Below are 16,511 nucleotides of genomic sequence, written 5' to 3'. Positions count from 1 at the left end.
ATCCTGAGGCGTGAGCCGTGCGGCGCGGAGCGGCGCTCGGCGAGCCTCGAAGGATGAGCGGCCGGGATGCAGCCGAGCCGTCGTCCTTCGAGGCTCACCCTGCTTTGCAGGACGAGCACCTCAGGATGACGGGGATAGATTGGGTGCGCGGCATTACTCGCGTTATTGGCGGGCGATTGGCCAGCCCGCGTGCGGGGGGACAAGCTTTACGCCTTGGCCGGATTGGCCTTCAGCCAATCGAGCACGTCGCCGGCGTTCCGGTCGGGCGGAAACACCGGATAGAACACATGCGTGATCCTGGCGTCGTCGATGATCAGCGCCAGGCGCTTGATCAGCGTCAGACCTGCGACCTCCATGGTCGGCAAGTTCAAGGCGCGCGTCAGCGCCAGCTTCTCATCCGAGAGCACCGGGAACGGCAGATGCAGGCGCGAGGCCATCTCGGTCTGGTAGTCGTTGCTCTGAGTCGAGAGGCCGAAGACGTGTGAGGCGCCGGCAGCTTTCAGCTCGGCGAACAGATCGCGAAATGCGCAAGTCTGGGGCGTGCAGCCGCGCGCCCCCGGGATCATGTCCCAATCGTCGACCAGGGCGATCTTGCCGGGCTCGCCGGTGCGGGGATAGGCGAACACGACGGTGCGGCCACGCAGCGCCGATAACGTGACCGACCTATCGTCGGTCGCGAGCAGGCCGATCGGCGGCAACGCCTTGCCCTTGAGATGCGCGGCTCCACCGTCATCGACGGGCGCGGGAATCTGGCTCCAGTCGACCTCGAGCAGGTTCCGTTGATTCATTGCGTCATCCCCTCGCCCGCATCAGGCGGCCCTTCTCCCGGCTCCAGTCGCGCTTTTTCTCGGACTCGCGCTTGTCGTGCAGCTTCTTGCCCTTCGCAACCGCCAGCTGCAATTTGGCGCGCCCGCGCTCGTTGAAGTAAAGCTTGAGCGGGATCAGCGTCATGCCCTCGCGATCGACCGCGCCGATCAGCTTGTTGATCTGCCGGCGGTGAAGAAGCAGCTTTCGCGGCCGCTTGGGCTCGTGATTGAAGCGATTGCCCTGGAGATATTCGGGAATGGTGGCGTTGATCAGCCAAATCTCGCCGTTCTTGGAATCGGCGTAGGATTCCGCGATCGTGCTCTTGCCGTTGCGGATCGACTTGACCTCGGTGCCGGTCAGCGCAATGCCCGCTTCGATCGTGTCTTCGATCGCATAGTTGAAGCGGGCCTTGCGATTTTCCGCCATGACCTTGATCGGGCGTTCGTTCTTATCGGCCATGATTGGCAAACCTGATCGAGATGCGCTCGGATTCTAACAGTTCGGATGAAGTGGGCGCGTCACTTCTTCAGGAGATCGCGGATCTCGGTCAGGAGCTCGACCTCGGCCGACGGTTTTGGCGGAGCGGCGGGCGCGGCCTCGTCCTTGCGCTTCAAGGTGTTCATGGCGCGGATCACCAGGAACAGCACGAAGGCGATGATGACGAAGTTGATCGTCAGCGTGAGGAAGCTGCCCCAAGCCAGCACGGCGCCTTGCTTTTTCGCATCGGCTAAGTTGGTGGCTGTAACCTTCGCCGACAAGGGGGTGAAGTAGTTCGAGAAGTCGAGCCCGCCGGTGACGGCACCGATCATCGGCATGATCACGTCGCCGACCAGCGAGTTGACGATGGCGCCGAACGCCGCGCCGATGATGACGCCGACCGCGAGATCGACGACATTGCCCTTCATCGCAAACTCTCGGAACTCCTTCAGCATCCGCGCGCCCTTCTCCTCGACGCTCATGAAAGGCTCCCCCCAACGTGCCAGCGCGTCAGTTGATCAGGCCGGCGTGAACCATCGCGCTGCGCACAGCAACGCGCGTCGGCTCGGAAACCGGAACCATCGGCAGCCGCAGCGTCTCATCCAGCTTGCCGAGCAGCGACATCGCGTACTTGATCGGCGCCGGGTTGCTCTCGATGAAGAGGTTGTTGTGCAGCGGCATCAGCTTGTCGTGGATCGCAAGCGCCGTCTTGGTGTCGCCCTTCTGCCAGGCGGCGTGGAACTCCGAGCACAGGCGGGGCGCGACGTTCGAGGTCACCGAGATGCAGCCATGGCCGCCATGGGCCATGTAGCCGATGATGGTGGCGTCCTCGCCCGAGAGCTGATTGAAATCCTCGCCCATCGCCGCGCGCTGCTGCGACACCCGAACCATGCTGGCGGTGGCATCCTTGACGCCGGCGATGTTCTTCAGCTCCCACAGCCGCTTCATAGTGTCGACCGACATGTCGATCACCGAACGCGGCGGGATGTTGTAGATGATGATCGGAATGCCGATCGCATCGTTGATCGCCTTGAAGTGCTGGTACATCCCTTCTTGCGTCGGCTTGTTGTAATAGGGCGTGACGATCAGCACGGCGTCTGCGCCCGCCTTCTCGGCGTGCTGGGAGAGCTCGATCGCCTCCTTGGTCGAGTTGGAGCCGGCCCCCGCGATGACAGGCACGCGGCCCTTGGCTTCAGCGATGCACCATTCGACGACCTTCTTGTGCTCATCATGGCTGAGCGTCGGGCTCTCGCCGGTGGTACCGACAGGGACGAGGCCATTGGTGCCCTCGGAAATCTGCCAGTTGACCAGGGAGCGGAACGCCGCCTCGTCCAGCGAGCCGTTCTTGAACGGCGTGACCAAGGCGGTGAACGACCCCCGGAATTTCGTCTTGGCTGCCATGGACTTCCTCCGTGCGCGGCTATCTCTTGAGCAAGCCCCATTCATATCGGGTCTATCCCGCCGGTAAAAGGCCCGCTTCGGTGCGAGGCTGCCTTTAGGCCGCGATTTTGCCGCGGTGATGGTGCAAATCGGCCCGAGGTAAGCGGCTGTTGGTATTTTCTCCGCATATTCAAGCAAATTCAGCTAGGTCTTGAGCCACTTCACTGATTCGGGGCGACGAAACGCCGTGACCTCCTTTGCTCGTGCCGCATGGCGATCCACCGGCTTGGTTGTGTGCCTGATGACCGGGCTGTCGGTGGGCTGCGCCGCCCTCGCCAAGTCCAATGAGACGACCGCGGAGACGAAGGATACCGCGAAGCCAGCCGCCAAGGATGCCGCGAAGGGGCCAGTCAAGGGATCGACCAAGGAAACAGCGAAGGGAACCGGCAAGGACGCAGCGAAAGGCACGAGCAAAGGCGCCGCTCCGGCCAAGGATGCCGCGAAGAAGCCCGCAAAGGACGCCGCTGGCAAGGAACCCGCGAAAGACAAGCCGAAGCCCGCGGCAGCGATCCCCGCGCCAAAATCACACCCCACGGCGTCCCCCAAGACAGCACCCGCGCCGGCCGTGACCGCCACCGTCAAACCCACCGCGCCGGCCGCTGCCAGACCGGTCGCAGCTCCCGTGCTGGCGCCTGCGACCCGCCAGCATGCCGCGCCCCGCAAGCCGGTTATCCCGGCCGCGGTCGCTGCGACGTCGTCGACGTCGCAAGCCGACAAGGACACGCTGGAAAGCGTCATCGAGCTCGTACGCAAGCGCAAGGCCGGCGACGCCACCAATGCCGCGGCCGGCATCTCGGATCCCGTCGCGCGAAAGCTCGCCGAATGGATCATCCTGCGCAGCGAGGACAACGGCGCGACCGTGGAACGCTATCGCGCCTTTCTCTCCGCCAATCCGAGCTGGCCGTCGCAGACCTTCCTGCGCCGGCGGCTCGAGGCCGCGATGTGGGACGACAGGCGCGACGATTCGGCCGCGTGGTCGTGGTTCGAGAACGAGTCTCCGATCTCCGCCAAGGGCCGCTTCACGCTCGCCAAGGCGATGCTGGCGCGCGGGGATCGCGCCAATGCCGAGCGGCTGGTGCGAGAAGCCTGGCGCAGCGATCCGATGTCGGAGGACACCGAAAACAACGCGCTCGACCAATTCGGTGCCCTGCTGACGCCGGGCGATCAGAAAGCGCGGATGGACACCCTGCTCTACGGCAGCGAGACCGAAGCCGCGCTGCGCGCTGCAAAGCGCCTCGGTGCCGGCTATGTCGCGCTCGCCAAGGCCCGCATCGCCGCGGTCAAGAAAGCGCCGAACGCGCGCGCGCTGCTCGACGTGGTGCCGCGCGAGCTGCACAACGATCCCGGCTTCCTCTTCAGCAAGATCCAGCTCTTGCGCCGCGAGGAGAAGTTCGCCGAGGCCGCCCAGCTGATGCTGTCCGTGCCGAAGGATCCGGGCCGCCTCCACAATCTCGACGAATGGTGGATCGAACGGCGCCTGCTGGCGCGCAAGATGATCGACACCGAGGAATTCCGCAGCGCCTATCTGATCGCGCGCGACGCCGCACTGCCTTCACGCGACATCTACAAGACCGAGCAGGAGTTCACCGCCGGGTGGATCGCACTGCGCTTCCTCAACGACCCCGCAACCGCCGCCCAGCATTTTGCCCGCATCGGCCTCGGCAGCGTCAATCCGACCGCACTGGCACGTGCCGGCTATTGGCAGGGCCGCGCTGCGGAAGCCATGGGCCGCCAGCAGGAAGCGCGCAACGCCTATGCGAGAGCCGCCGAACAGTCGACCAGCTATTACGGCCAGCTCGCACGCGCGAAGCTCGGCCTGCCGCAGATCGAGCTCAACAGCCAGCCGCGCGGCCGCGGCGCCGAGCGGCTGGAGATCGTGCGCGCTGCGCAGCTGCTGTACGAGCTCGACGAACGCGAGATGGCGATACCGCTGCTCGCCGACATGGGCGAGAACGGCGACCCCGAAGCGCTTGCCGGCCTCGGCGAGCTGACCCAGCGCTACAGCGACGCGCGCGGCATGCTGCTGCTTGGCAAGGCCGCGCTCAACCGCGGCCTGCCATTCGACTTCTATGCCTACCCGGTCAACGGCATTCCGCATTTCACGCCGATCGGCCCCGAGGTCGAGCGCAGCATCGTCTATGCGATTGCCCGGCAGGAGAGCGCATTCAATCCGTCGGTGGTCTCGCCGGCGCAGGCCTATGGGCTGATGCAGGTGACGCCGGATGCCGCGCGCTATGTCTGCAAGCGGCACGGCGCGACATACGACCTGGGACGGCTGAAGAACGATTCGGTCTACAACGCCACGCTCGGCTCGGCCGAGCTCGGCGGACTGCTCGAGGATTATCGCGGCTCCTACATCATGACCTTTGCCGCCTACAATGCCGGCCGCGGCAGCGTGAAGAAGTGGGTCGAGCGCTACGGCGATCCGCGCAACCCCAAGGTCGACGCAGTCGACTGGGTCGAGCTGATTCCGTTCTCCGAGACACGCAACTACGTGCAGCGGATCATGGAGAACCTGCAAGTCTACCGCGCCCGCTTCGGCGGCGGCACGCGGTTGCAGATCGAAGCCGACCTGCGTCGCGGCGCCGGAAGCGTCGAATAGCAGCATACCCAAGTGAGGTCGCGGCGGAGATGCCGTCGGGCCTGAAGGCGCCGCGCGAGACACGGTCGCCCCATCCCCATTCAACGAGCCGGCCCGCCTACTCCGTCATTGCGGGACGCGTGCGAAGCACGAAGGCCCGGTATCCATCGGGCCGCACGCTGTGCGGGGGAATGGATTCCGGGCTCGCCCTTCGGGCGCCCCGGAATGACGATTGGAGTCTGTGGACAGCGCCCACACCTACGCCGTGATTCCTGGATGCGCGTGAAGACCGCGGCAACAACCCAAGACCCCCGCCGCAGCCAAGTGCGTCAGCGCCATCGGTCGTCAACAAGCGCACTAGACAAAGAAAGAGCCCCGGCGGTTTCCCGCCGGGGCTCTCTGTCAGGTCGTTAGACCGAACTTACCAGTTGCGCTGAGCGCGGAGCAGCAGGGTGATGCTGTCCTGATCCTTCAGCTCGTACACGGTGGCCGGCTTGGCAGTGTTGGCAGCCGGGGCGACCGCGACCGTGCCGGAATACTTCTGATCCAGATGGGTCCAGTTCAGGTCGGCCGAGAACGTGAGGTTCTTGACCGGCGTCCAGCGGGTGATGATGCCGATCTGACCGATCGCGAAGTCCGGGTTACACGAGGTAACGCCAGCCACGGCGAACGTGCCGCCAACGCCGCAGAGCGAGGTCTTGGCGAGCGTGCCGAACTGCGCCTGAGCGTAAGCACCGTAGAGCGCGGTGTTCCAGTACGGATCCCAGTTGTGGGTGTACGCACCACGGAAGCCCCAGGTCTTGACCGTCTCCTGCTGCGAGCCGGTGATGAACACCGTGTCAGGAGCATTGGCGAAGCCGACGCTCTGATAGGCGATGCCCGAGCTGCCGTACATCGCGTACGAGCTGCCCGCCAGGTTCTGGAAGTTGTAGCGGGTCGCACCGTCGGTGTAGACGCCCTGGATATTGATCGTGTCACCCGCACCGGTCGGGATGTTCTTGATCGACAGAGCGAGCTGAACCGCCCAGCCCCACTTGTCGTCGGGGTGGCCAGTCGGCTCGGTCGCGCCGTAGTAGGCGACGTGGTTGTCGTGCGCAGCAACCGACGCCTGGAACAGGCCCCAGGCCTGGTCGACACGAACCTGAGCAACGAGGTTCGGCGAACGCGAGCCGCCGATGGCGTTGGAGCCGTACGAACCACCAACGATGCCAGCAACCGTGGCGCCCGTCATGTTGAGGTTGCCAGCCTGATAGTAGGCGGTGGCGTCTTCCGCCGAGAACGCAGCCGTGATGCCCTGACCGAAGTCAGCGGTGTAGGTGAACTGGTTGACACCAGTGACCGTGCCGCTGCCGCCGACGAGGCTGTCGATGTTGTTGCCGGGATAGTTGGTCCAGGGCGCGTCGAACTGCGATACGGCCTTACCCATGGTGAAGCCGGCGAACTGGATGAAGGCGTAGTACACGCCGAGCGAACCGCCCGAGGTGCCGCCGTCAGTCGGATTGATGGTGGTGGTACCAGCCGTGGTGGCGGTGTAACCAGTCGTACCCGTCGCAGAACCGGTGCCGACGTAGCCGCCGGTGGTCCAGGAGAACGTCGCATCGAAGAAGGTGCGGACGACGCCGTATTCGGTGGCGGTGCGCGTGTCGATGTTGAGATCTTCACGAGCGCGCGCGGTGTAGTAGTTGCTCAGGCGGTTGTGCACACCGGCGGGAACGCCGTTGGCAATGCCGTAGACGCTGTTGGTGCCCAGCGCGACTTCAGCGCGCAGATAACCGCCCAGCTTGATGCAGGTGTCGGTGCCCGGGATGTAGTAGAATCCAGCACCGTACAGGGAGCAGATCTTCACGTATTCGACCGCCTTGGCCTTCACGGGCAGATCGGCTGCCTGCGCTCCGCCCACGGCGATCAGACCCGCCGCTGAGCCGAGCAAAAGGCTCTTAACCAACTTCATGTTAAACCTCCAAGTTGCTCTTTCAGGGAAGGTCACTGACCGGACGGCCAATTCCCCAACCCCCTCTAAATCCCCGCTTTGGGCCCCTTCGCGCCTTCGGACACACCCGCATGAACGCGAGGGACTTAAGCGAATGACCTAAACGGGACGACCTTGGGATGCCCCCCTCCGTCGCTCAGTCACAATTACCGAACGTCCTTGCACACACAACAAGAGAACGCTCCGAAACGGGCCGATGAAACGTGTTTTCCGACGGGTGTTGCACAAATAACACGCAGATGTGATCAGATCGCCCTTGCAACGCTTTGTTTACATTGATGTTTTCGGAGTGGTTCCATTTGCCATCAAAGTTCCTCGCATGAGGCGCCGCAGCCGAGACCACGGTCTGGAGCCGCTTTGACGCGCTCGAATCGTGGAATCGGAAGGGAGACTCAACGAGCAGGCATCGACCGCCTCCGCGCCTCCAGCCTGACCAAGCACGGTCGCTGCAGCGCCTGAGGCGCGCTGCAAACACTCCTTATGGAGGTGAGGATGATTGGGGATCGGGCCGCAGCTCGGCGGCCAGGTTGCAGGGGATGCCGACTTTGCATAGGCCAGCCCCGCGTAGCATTGAATTTCCTAGCAAATTCAGCTTCCGACGCGAGCAAAGAGGCTTCCTGACGCGGAACATCCTTGCGCCGTGTGCCAGATGTTCCATTTTTGGGTCTGTTCTTACGCCGCCATACGCGCGCCCCGAGAACAAACCCGTTTTGTTTCGAAGATCACTGGGAATATTCGAGCGAAAACACGCGCTTCCAAATTGACCGCCCCAAGTAATTAGAGGCATAAGGCTCGCACCGGAGAGGTGGCCGAGTGGCTGAAGGCAACGCTTTGCTAAAGCGTCATACGGTCTCAAGCTGTATCGAGGGTTCGAATCCCTCCCTCTCCGCCACCCAGCAGCAGAATCAGTCAAGCGCTCTGCGTTCTTTCACCTGAAAGCGATCGCGACGCCGGCGCAAAAGCCTGGCGCAAGGATGAGCGCGGCGAGTCCAGCTCGATTCGCGCGCTCTTTATATATGTGTGCACGCACCTAGATACCGGATCGCCATATCCGCCAATGCGAGGGCGATATCAGCACGGCCTCGCCGGCCCAAACATTGAACCAGACGCCGCCCCTGCGGCGGCATGGAAAGGACCAGGGCAAAACCCCCGTCTTGTGCAAACGCCCGAGTTCCAGATCGCACTCATCGGGAGCGATCTGAATCGGCAGCCATCGTCCATTCGTGTCTTGGTCGCCCATGCCGTCGGGTCTTATGTGGCGGCACGACGCGGAAGCTTGATTCAGCGCAACCGGGCCCACCCGTGCAAATACGGGGCAGACGCGGTTTTGGTCTCAGTGCGTGGAGACCCAGGCCCTCGCCTCGCGCTGCGCGACCGAGATCTCGGCATCCGACATCTGCCCGGCGACTTCCTGGCGCAACGCCACGGCATCCTTGCGGCCCTTCAACGCGGCGAGGTTGAACCACTTGTGCGCGGCGACGAGATCGACGATTCCGGAGCGGCCGCTCGCCCAATAGATCCCGCGCTCGAACAGCACGTCCGACAGCGCGCTCGCGTCGATCGGCGTTGCCGTCTCCAGATCGAAAGTACCCTGAAACATCACGCATCCCCTTTGTTCTTATGCCGCCTCGTTCCCCCGAGCGCGGCTCCCGTCCAACTCTGCGCATGATCCTTCCCGGAAAACCGGAAGACCACTTTTCCGGGATCATGCGCTGCTCAACTCATCCCCGAGTCTTCTTGCACTTGCCGTTTGCCGGCTTGTTGGAGGCGATGATGGCGGGCAAATTTGAATGGCAGTTTAAGTATCGCGATGAAGCAGACGTAAACGCGAGCACGCGCCTCGCGCGCGGGAAATTCAGAAAGCCCCTGGTTTGCAGGCACTTCTGCGATTCGTCAGATTCGGTTTACCGTGGGATTTTGGGAGAACGATAACCATCGCGCGCGGTGGCGCGGATCCCGTGATTGCTTCCCTCCAACTGTCGTCACCCGCGACCCGGCTACGCCAAGGCTTCGCCGGGGCATGCGGTCTCGAGCCGCCGAAGCTTCGGCGAAGGCGGCAGGCGGGTGACCCAGTATTCCAGAGGCCGCAGTCGTCCCCCGAGAAGCCGCGGCGCACTGGATCGCCCGGTCGAAGCCGGGCGATGACACCGCGCGTGGAGAAACGGCGCGCAATCACGCCGCGGCCCGCCCTGCCTCTCTCAGCAAAGCGATCAAGCCAGCACTACAGAAGCGGCGCGGACGCGTCGCGATCAGATCAGCAATGTCGGGAGGGGAAAGGAATGCCGGCAATGCCCGGCTTCAAGAGAACGAGGGCGTCGGCGAACACGTCAGGACCAGATTTCACATTGGCCCGAAGGCCTCTCGTGAAATTGCGGAGCCCCTCAAGGAGAACCGCACCGAACGAAGAAAACTCGTTTCTTCTGCCGGACCGCGAAAGAGAACGGTCCGACCGTTGACCTGATGTCTCGCCGACACCCTCTATCGTCGACCAGAACCTCTGGGAGGCGCTGATGACGTGCCGGCTGCTTTAAGAGCCGGCAACTTCAGAAGTCGAAGTTACTTCTTCTTCTTCGCGACCTTGCGGGTCTTCTTCGCAGTCTTCTTCACTGCGCTCTTCGCCTTCTTCGCCTTCTTCGCTTTCTTGGCCATGTTGCCCTCCGATGTGTGAGATGGCTTTAATCGCTGCGTGCATTCGGGGATCGAATGCACTCACCCCGAATACACCAACACGACGAAAAAAACATCTTCTCACTTAAGGAAGTGTTGACGGCGCGGTGCGCGTGCGCCAGCCGCGCTTGATTTGCCGACACGCAGGGACAGGCGTCTGCGATTGCAAATGCTTCTCGCAGCATCGACGTCGTCAAGCGCAGCGATTGCAAAAAAACTCTATGCAGCAAGTATTATTCTGTGCGCGCACATCACGCGTGATCACTGCGACGAAGCACGCTGCAACGCGCGCTATCGCCTCGCAGAGGTGAGTCGCGGACTCTGAGTCGCGAATTTTGGCAACGAAATTATTTTCATGCTTAACGGCGGAAGCGCTCGTCAGAGCGTGTGCAAGCCGCCGTTTTGCGCGAATCGCGCGACGGCGATTCGGTGGCGCTGCGCGCCCTAAGCGGGTGATGTTTGCCGCCGACGATGCATGCGAACGTCGCATCGCGCCCCCGTAACGAGGTGACGAAACGTGTCCGTCACCTCGTTCGAGCGCGTGAGGACTAGACGCCGAGCTTGGACTTGAGCAGGTCGTTGACGCTCTGCGGGTTGGCCTTGCCGCCGGACGCCTTCATCACCTGGCCGACGAACCAGCCGAGCGACTGCGGCTTGTCCTTCACCTGCGCGGCCTTGTCGGGATTGGCCGCGATGATGTCGTCGACCACCTTCTCGATCGCCGAGAGGTCGGTGACCTGCTTCATGCCGCGGCTTTCGACCAGCGCGCGCGGATCGCCGCCTTCCTGCCAGACGATCTCGAACAGATCCTTGGCGATCTTGCCCGAGATCGTGCCCTCGCCGATCAGATCGATGATCGCAGCCAGCTGCTCGGCGTTGACGGGAGAGTCCGTAATACCCCGGCCTTCCTTGTTGAGACGGCCGAACAGCTCGTTGATCACCCAGTTCGCCGCCATCTTGCCGTCGCGGGCGCGATTGGCGAGCCTGTCGAGCACGGTCTCGTAGAACACCGCGCTCTCGCGCTCGGCAACCAGTACGCTCGCGTCATAGGCCGACAGGCCGAAATCGGCGACGAAGCGCGTCTTCTTCTGGTCCGGCAGCTCCGGGAGCTCAGCCTTCAGCTCGTCGACGAATTCCTGGCTGAACTCCAGCGGCAGTAGGTCCGGATCGGGGAAGTAGCGATAGTCGTGCGCCTCTTCCTTCGACCGCATCGAGCGCGTCTCGCCCTTGTTGGGATCGTAGAGCCGCGTTTCCTGATCGATCTCGCCGCCATCCTCGAGGATCTCGATCTGGCGTCGCGCTTCGTACTCGATTGCCTGGCCGATGAAGTTGATCGAGTTCATGTTCTTGATCTCGCAGCGGGTGCCGAGCGGCCCGCCGGGCTTACGCACGGAGACGTTGACGTCGGCGCGCAAAGATCCCTTCTCCATGTCGCCGTCGCAGGTGCCGAGATAGCGCAGGATCGAGCGCAGCTTGGTCACATAGGCCTTGGCCTGCTCGGCGTCGCGGATGTCAGGCTTGGAGACGATCTCCATCAGCGCCACGCCGGAGCGGTTGAGATCGACGTTGGACATGGTCGGCGACCGGTCGTGCAGCAACTTGCCGGCGTCCTGCTCCAGATGCAGCCGCTCGATACCGATGGTGACGCTGCGGCCGCCGTCGAGCTCGACCAGCACCTCGCCCTCGCCCACTACGGGCGATTTGTACTGGCTGATCTGGTAGCCCTGCGGCAGGTCCGGATAGAAATAGTTCTTGCGGTCGAACACCGAGCGCAGATTGATCTTGGCGTTGAGTCCAAGCCCAGTCCGGACAGCCTGCCTGACGCATTCCTCGTTGATCACGGGCAGCATGCCCGGCATCGCCGCATCGACCAGCGACACATGCGAGTTCGGCTCGCCACCGAACGCGGTCGAGGCGCCCGAGAACAATTTTGCGTTCGAGGTCACCTGGGCATGGATTTCCATGCCGATGACCATCTCCCATTCACCGGTGGCGCCCTTGAGAAGCTTGTGCGTGGCCGTGCTCATGTCGTGCTCCCGAGCAGCGTGGCAGCGATCCGCTCCCACTCTGCCTCCAATGAATCCTTTGCCGCGACCTGGCCGGCCTGGCGATACCAGTAGCCGGCATTGCCGAGATCGCCTTCGACGCGGTGCAGGTAGGCATGCACCCAGGCGGCCTCTCGGCTGCTCTCGTCCTGGACGATCTTATGCGCGCGATCCCAGTCGCCCTTCGCCGCCCACCAGAGACCTCTAAGCGGCGCGTTCAGATCCGGCGCTGGCGCCGCGCCGTCGAGGCTCGCGATGAAATCAGCGACATTCACCACCACCTCGCGGGCGTGAAGCGGCCGGCAGCCTGTTCGATCACCTCGCCGAGCGAGAACAGCGTCTCCTCGTCGAAGGGACGGCCGATCAGTTGCAAGCCGAGCGGAAGGCCCTGCGCGTCCTTGCCGGCGGGCACGGCAATGCCCGGCAGGCCCGCCATGTTCACGGTCACCGTGAAGATGTCGTTCAGATACATCTCGACCGGATCAGCGCCGCCCTTCTCGCCGATGCCGAAGGCCGCCGACGGCGTCGCCGGCGTGAGGATCGCGTCGACGCCCCTCGCGAAGCAATCCTCAAAGTCCTTCTTGATCAGCGTGCGCACCTTCTGGGCGCGCAGATAATAGGCATCGTAATAGCCGGCCGAGAGCACATAGGTGCCGATCATGACGCGGCGCTTCACCTCCGCGCCAAAGCCCTCGGCGCGGGTGTTCTCGTAGAGCTCGATGATGTTCTTAGCCTGCTCGCGCAGGCCGTAGCGCACGCCGTCATAGCGCGCGAGATTGGAGGAAGCCTCCGCGGGCGCCACGATGTAATAGGCCGGCAGCGCGTATTTGGTGTGCGGCAGCGACACCTCGACCAGCTCGGCGCCGGCGCTCTTGAGCCAATCCGCGCCCGCTTGCCAGAGCTTCTCGATCTCCGCCGGCATGCCATCGAGGCGATACTCCCGGGGGATGCCGATCTTCATGCCCTTCACCGACTTGCCGATCGCGACCTCGTAGTCCGGCACCGGGATGTCGACCGAGGTCGTGTCCTTCGGATCGTGCCCCGCCATCGAGCGCAGCAGCATCGCGGCGTCGCGCACGCTGCGCGCGATCGGACCGGCCTGGTCGAGCGAGGACGCAAAGGCGACGATGCCCCAGCGCGAGCAGCGGCCATAGGTCGGCTTGATGCCCACGGTCGCGGTGAACGCCGCCGGCTGGCGGATCGAACCGCCGGTGTCGGTTGCGGTCGCGCCCATGCACAGCAGCGCCGCCACGGCCGAGGCCGAGCCGCCGGACGAGCCGCCCGGCACCAGCGTGGTGTTGCTGCCGTCGCGCCGCCAGGGATTGCCGACGGGCCCGAAGCAGGAGGTCTCGTTCGACGAGCCCATCGCGAACTCGTCATTGTTGAGCTTGCCGAGCATCACCGCGCCGTCGCGCCACAGCTGCGAGGTCACCGTCGACTCATATGTCGGCACGAAATTGCCGAGGATCTTCGAGCAGGCCGTGGTGCGCACGCCTTTGGTCGCGAACAGATCCTTGATGCCGAGCGGGATGCCGGCGAGCGGGCCCGCGTCACCCCTGGCGATGTTGCTGTCCGCCTCGCGCGCCATGGCGCGCGCCTGGTCGGGCGTCTCCATCACGAAGGCATTGAGCACGCGCGCGGCTTCGATCGCGGAAAGATGCGCGTCGGTCAGCTCGAGCGACGTGAAAGTCTTGTCGGCGAGGCCCTTGCGGGCCTCGGCGAGCGTCAGCGATGTCAAATCAGTCATTTATTGATCGGGCTGCAGAAGAACGGAGACAGGGTCTTGTCGTTGGCCGGGTCGTCTTTTTTGGCGGCGGCTTTCGCGGCAGCCTCGATCTCGTCGAGCACGGCATTGACGGCGACGTTGGGATCGGCAGCCTTGCCCTGCCGCTCCATCTTGTCGAGGTAATTCATGTAGGCCTGATAGGCCTTCTCATCGTCGCATAGCAGGCACATCGGACCTAACCTGTTTATTCAACGACCTTCGGCACCAGGAAGAAGTGACCTTCGGTCGCGGGCGCGTTGGCAACGATATCGTCGGCGATCTCGCCGTCATCGACCACGTCCTGCCGCTTCTTCATCTGCATCGGGGTCACCGAGGTCATGGGGTCCACGCCCTCGACATTGACCTCCGAGAGCTGCTCGACAAAGGCAAGCATGGCGTTGAGCTCGCCCTGCAGATGCGGAACCTCGTCCTCGAAAACCGCAATGCGCGCCAGATGCGCGATGCGGCGGACGGTAGCGGCGTCGACGGACATTATATAAGGCCTCTCACGGCAAATCCTACGTGCCGTATAGCAGAGGCCGGTTTTGCGCCGCAACCGGCGCTTTCCCCCCTACCCAGCCAGCGCTTTCATGCGCGCCAGCGCCGATTTGGCGGGATTCCGGGCCGGTTCAACGGCCCGAAACGCGCGGCCGAGTACCACCGCCCGCCCGGCCGAAATTGCCGCGTCACACGGTTGGCTATGCCGCGCTGACGAAATTGCGGCGTCCGAGCAGAAGCTGTTCGGCCTCCGTGACAATCCGGTCGACGATTTCGGCCGCGGGCGGAATATCATGGATCAGCCCGACGCCTTCTCCGGCGCTGACAGCCGCGACGTCGTAATTGCGGGCGGCCCGGGCGGCCGCATATTCGACGGCAACCGTCTTCAGGTTCTGCATCAGCTCGACTTCATGACCGACCCAGCGACGCGCATGATCGTTGATGAGGCAGCGCCCGGTGAACGGAGCTGGCCAGACATGATCCCGGGACAAGTCAAAGACGATGCTGCGCACGGAGCTTCCGCTGCCCGCCGCGCAGATCCGCTTCTTGGCCTCGTCCGCTCCGTCGGCTTCGATGCTGGCGTAAAAGCGCGTGCCCAAGAGGACACCCGACGCGCCGAGCATCATCATCGCCGCCAGTCCGCGGCCATCCGCAAGACCGCCCGCGGCGACAACGGGCACGCGGCCAGCAGCCAGATCGATCACGGTCGGCACGACATCGATGAGAGCGCGGTCGGTGCCATGTCCACCGGCCTCGGTACCCTGCGCGACGAGAATGTCCGCGCCTGCGTCGAGCGCCTGTTGCGCCGTGGCTTCGTCCTGCACCTGACAAATCAACCGTGCGCCAGTCGCCTTGATGCGCGGTGCAAAGAGCCTCGGATCGCCGAACGACAGCATGATTGCGCGCGGCCGCGCAGCGAGCGCGATATCGAGAAGCTCAGGCTGCTCCGCCAGGCTCCAGGTAATGAAGCCGATGCCGAATGGACCGGAAAACTGCTTCAGCTTCGCAGTCTGGGCTTCAAGCCAGGCACGATCGCCATAGCCCCCGCCCAGGATGCCGAAGCCGCCGGCGTCGCTGACCGCCGCAGTGAGGCGCGCTCCAGAGACCAGATCCATCGGCGCCAGCAGAATCGGGTGCTTGATGCCCAGAAGCTCAGATAATGGTGTGCTGATCGGCATGTCCGTCTCTCCTCATGATCTGGACAAGGAGCTTAGACGGGAATAGCATTCTCTAAAAATGAATACTTTAGAACGCTACGATCTCTAAAATGAAACTTTACACACCATGGAACTGACCGACCTGCAGACCTTCGCCGCGGTCGCCCGCACCGGTGGCATCACCCGCGCTGCCGAAGAGCTCAGCACAGTGCAATCCAACGTCACCCAGCGCGTGAAGGCGCTGGAGGCCGAGATCGGCGCGGCGCTGTTCGAGCGCCATAGCCGCGGCATGACGCTGACCGGCGCCGGCAAGCGCCTCCTTCCCTACGCGCAAAAGATGGCGGCGCTGTCGCGCGAGGCCGTGCTCGCGGCGCGCGACGATGGCGAGCCGAAGGGACCGCTCGCAATCGGCTCGATGGAGACAACGGCGGCCGTGCGGCTGCCGCCGCTGCTCGCCGACTTCCACCGCCGCTTTCCCGGCGTGCGCCTTTCCCTGCGCACCGCGCCGACTGCCGACCTCGTCGCTGGCGTGCTCGAAGGCACGCTCGACGGCGCCTTCGTCGCAGGGCCAATCACGCATGACGACCTCACCGCGACGAGCGCGTTCCGCGAAGAGCTGGTGCTGGTCAGCGCGCGGCGCTGGGCTTCGCTGCCCGAGCTGCGCGCCGGCACGCCGGAGTCAGGCCCGACCGCGCTGGTGTTCCGCACCGGCTGCACCTACCGCCAGCGGCTCGAACAGGTGTTCGTCGAGTTCGGCTGGCCGTCGGCGACACGCTTCGAGCTCGGCACGCTCGACGGCATGATCGGCTGTGTCGCCGCCGACATGGGCGTGACGCTGCTGCCGCGCGCAGTCGTCGAGCGCAGCACGATGTACGGCAGCGTGTCGATCCACACGCTGAGCCCCTCGCACGCACGCGCGGAGACGCTTTTCATCCAACGCTCCGCCGGACATCAAACCAGCGCGCTCTGCGGCTTTGCCGCATGCCTGAAGCAGGACGAAGACGTCATCGCAGCCTGACGCGACGCCTCGTTCCACCGCACGAAATTCGCGGTCACAAATCCATCGCGTTTCCATATTGCGTTG

General features: G+C 63.9%; 14 protein-coding genes and 1 tRNA gene. 3 read left to right on the top strand and 12 right to left on the bottom strand.

Going from position 1 to position 16,511, the window contains the following annotated elements; genetic code table 11:
- Positions 1–206: 206 nt before the first annotated feature.
- The 4 genes from ACVIIV_RS22945 to dapA are packed head-to-tail and all read right to left on the bottom strand — an operon-like array spanning position 207 to position 2,685.
- On the bottom strand, positions 207–788 hold the full coding sequence (locus ACVIIV_RS22945; RefSeq protein ID WP_456746181.1) for a peroxiredoxin: 582 nt from the start codon (positions 786–788) through the stop codon (positions 207–209).
- Between the two features lie 4 nt (positions 789–792).
- Complete coding sequence (gene smpB, locus ACVIIV_RS22940; RefSeq protein WP_100232608.1) at positions 793–1,266, bottom strand: SsrA-binding protein SmpB; 474 nt, start codon at positions 1,264–1,266, stop codon at positions 793–795.
- Between the two features lie 59 nt (positions 1,267–1,325).
- Positions 1,326–1,739 carry a large conductance mechanosensitive channel protein MscL gene (mscL, locus tag ACVIIV_RS22935; RefSeq protein ID WP_456748796.1) on the bottom strand — a complete coding sequence of 138 codons (414 nt, stop codon included), beginning with the start codon at positions 1,737–1,739 and terminating at the stop codon, positions 1,326–1,328.
- A gap of 55 nt (positions 1,740–1,794) precedes the next feature.
- Positions 1,795–2,685, bottom strand: a complete 891-nt coding sequence (gene dapA / locus ACVIIV_RS22930) for a 4-hydroxy-tetrahydrodipicolinate synthase (protein WP_456746180.1) — start codon at positions 2,683–2,685, stop codon at positions 1,795–1,797.
- A 280-nt stretch (positions 2,686–2,965) separates the two neighbouring features.
- On the opposite strand from dapA, the gene ACVIIV_RS22925 reads away from it, so the two are divergent.
- On the top strand, positions 2,966–5,326 hold the full coding sequence (locus tag ACVIIV_RS22925) for a lytic transglycosylase domain-containing protein (protein ID WP_456746179.1): 2,361 nt from the start codon (positions 2,966–2,968) through the stop codon (positions 5,324–5,326).
- 400 nt (positions 5,327–5,726) lie between these two features.
- Here ACVIIV_RS22925 and ACVIIV_RS22920 read toward each other — a convergent pair whose 3' ends face one another.
- Positions 5,727–7,256 (bottom strand): porin, encoded by a 1,530-nt coding sequence (locus ACVIIV_RS22920; protein ID WP_456746178.1) that lies wholly within the window; start codon positions 7,254–7,256, stop codon positions 5,727–5,729.
- Positions 7,257–8,094: 838 nt separating this feature from the next.
- On the opposite strand from ACVIIV_RS22920, the gene ACVIIV_RS22915 reads away from it, so the two are divergent.
- Positions 8,095–8,187: transfer RNA gene (locus ACVIIV_RS22915), tRNA-Ser, on the top strand.
- 441 nt (positions 8,188–8,628) lie between these two features.
- Here the strand turns inward: ACVIIV_RS22915 and ACVIIV_RS22910 are convergent.
- From ACVIIV_RS22910 to ACVIIV_RS22880, 7 genes are all read right to left on the bottom strand, one after another.
- A complete protein-coding gene (locus tag ACVIIV_RS22910) occupies positions 8,629–8,895 on the bottom strand; it encodes a hypothetical protein (protein WP_456746177.1) in 267 nt (88 codons plus the stop codon).
- 1,615 nt (positions 8,896–10,510) lie between these two features.
- A complete protein-coding gene (gene gatB, locus ACVIIV_RS22905; protein WP_456746176.1) occupies positions 10,511–11,989 on the bottom strand; it encodes an Asp-tRNA(Asn)/Glu-tRNA(Gln) amidotransferase subunit GatB in 1,479 nt (492 codons plus the stop codon).
- Positions 11,986–12,288 carry a hypothetical protein gene (locus tag ACVIIV_RS22900; RefSeq protein WP_456746175.1) on the bottom strand — a complete coding sequence of 101 codons (303 nt, stop codon included), beginning with the start codon at positions 12,286–12,288 and terminating at the stop codon, positions 11,986–11,988. The genes gatB and ACVIIV_RS22900 overlap by 4 nt, the downstream gene beginning before the upstream one ends.
- Positions 12,279–13,754 carry an Asp-tRNA(Asn)/Glu-tRNA(Gln) amidotransferase subunit GatA gene (gatA, locus tag ACVIIV_RS22895; protein WP_456746174.1) on the bottom strand — a complete coding sequence of 492 codons (1,476 nt, stop codon included), beginning with the start codon at positions 13,752–13,754 and terminating at the stop codon, positions 12,279–12,281. Before gatA ends, ACVIIV_RS22900 begins: the two co-directional genes overlap by 10 nt.
- Positions 13,751–13,963: a hypothetical protein gene (locus ACVIIV_RS22890; RefSeq protein ID WP_027547180.1), complete on the bottom strand. Its 213-nt coding sequence runs from the start codon at positions 13,961–13,963 to the stop codon at positions 13,751–13,753. Before ACVIIV_RS22890 ends, gatA begins: the two co-directional genes overlap by 4 nt.
- Positions 13,964–13,977: 14 nt before the next feature.
- A complete protein-coding gene (gene gatC, locus ACVIIV_RS22885) occupies positions 13,978–14,265 on the bottom strand; it encodes an Asp-tRNA(Asn)/Glu-tRNA(Gln) amidotransferase subunit GatC (protein ID WP_456746173.1) in 288 nt (95 codons plus the stop codon).
- Between the two features lie 205 nt (positions 14,266–14,470).
- On the bottom strand, positions 14,471–15,448 hold the full coding sequence (locus tag ACVIIV_RS22880; protein WP_456746172.1) for an NAD(P)H-dependent flavin oxidoreductase: 978 nt from the start codon (positions 15,446–15,448) through the stop codon (positions 14,471–14,473).
- 106 nt (positions 15,449–15,554) lie between these two features.
- Between ACVIIV_RS22880 and ACVIIV_RS22875 the strand changes: the two genes are divergently transcribed.
- Entirely contained in the window at positions 15,555–16,445 is an 891-nt protein-coding gene (locus tag ACVIIV_RS22875) for a LysR substrate-binding domain-containing protein (RefSeq protein ID WP_456746171.1), read from the top strand.
- Positions 16,446–16,511: the final 66 nt, after the last annotated feature.

The sequence above is a fragment of the Bradyrhizobium sp. USDA 4354 genome (assembly GCF_054060315.1).
Note: the sequence above shows the minus strand (reverse complement) of the source record. Positions and strands in the feature narration are given on the sequence as shown.

Bases quoted from the DNA above. Each gene is read 5' to 3' on its own strand.
- ACVIIV_RS22910 (WP_456746177.1), bottom strand. From the start codon at position 8,895: ATGTTTCAGGGTACTTTCGATCTGGAGACGGCAACGCCGATCGACGCG.
- smpB (WP_100232608.1), bottom strand. From the start codon at position 1,266: ATGGCCGATAAGAACGAACGCCCGATCAAGGTCATGGCGGAAAATCGC.
- ACVIIV_RS22890 (WP_027547180.1), bottom strand. From the start codon at position 13,963: ATGTGCCTGCTATGCGACGATGAGAAGGCCTATCAGGCCTACATGAAT.
- gatB (WP_456746176.1), bottom strand. From the start codon at position 11,989: ATGAGCACGGCCACGCACAAGCTTCTCAAGGGCGCCACCGGTGAATGG.
- ACVIIV_RS22945 (WP_456746181.1), bottom strand. From the start codon at position 788: ATGAATCAACGGAACCTGCTCGAGGTCGACTGGAGCCAGATTCCCGCG.
- ACVIIV_RS22920 (WP_456746178.1), bottom strand. From the start codon at position 7,256: ATGAAGTTGGTTAAGAGCCTTTTGCTCGGCTCAGCGGCGGGTCTGATC.
- ACVIIV_RS22880 (WP_456746172.1), bottom strand. From the start codon at position 15,448: ATGCCGATCAGCACACCATTATCTGAGCTTCTGGGCATCAAGCACCCG.
- ACVIIV_RS22875 (WP_456746171.1), top strand. From the start codon at position 15,555: ATGGAACTGACCGACCTGCAGACCTTCGCCGCGGTCGCCCGCACCGGT.
- gatA (WP_456746174.1), bottom strand. From the start codon at position 13,754: ATGACTGATTTGACATCGCTGACGCTCGCCGAGGCCCGCAAGGGCCTC.
- mscL (WP_456748796.1), bottom strand. From the start codon at position 1,739: ATGCTGAAGGAGTTCCGAGAGTTTGCGATGAAGGGCAATGTCGTCGAT.
- ACVIIV_RS22925 (WP_456746179.1), top strand. From the start codon at position 2,966: ATGACCGGGCTGTCGGTGGGCTGCGCCGCCCTCGCCAAGTCCAATGAG.
- gatC (WP_456746173.1), bottom strand. From the start codon at position 14,265: ATGTCCGTCGACGCCGCTACCGTCCGCCGCATCGCGCATCTGGCGCGC.
- dapA (WP_456746180.1), bottom strand. From the start codon at position 2,685: ATGGCAGCCAAGACGAAATTCCGGGGGTCGTTCACCGCCTTGGTCACG.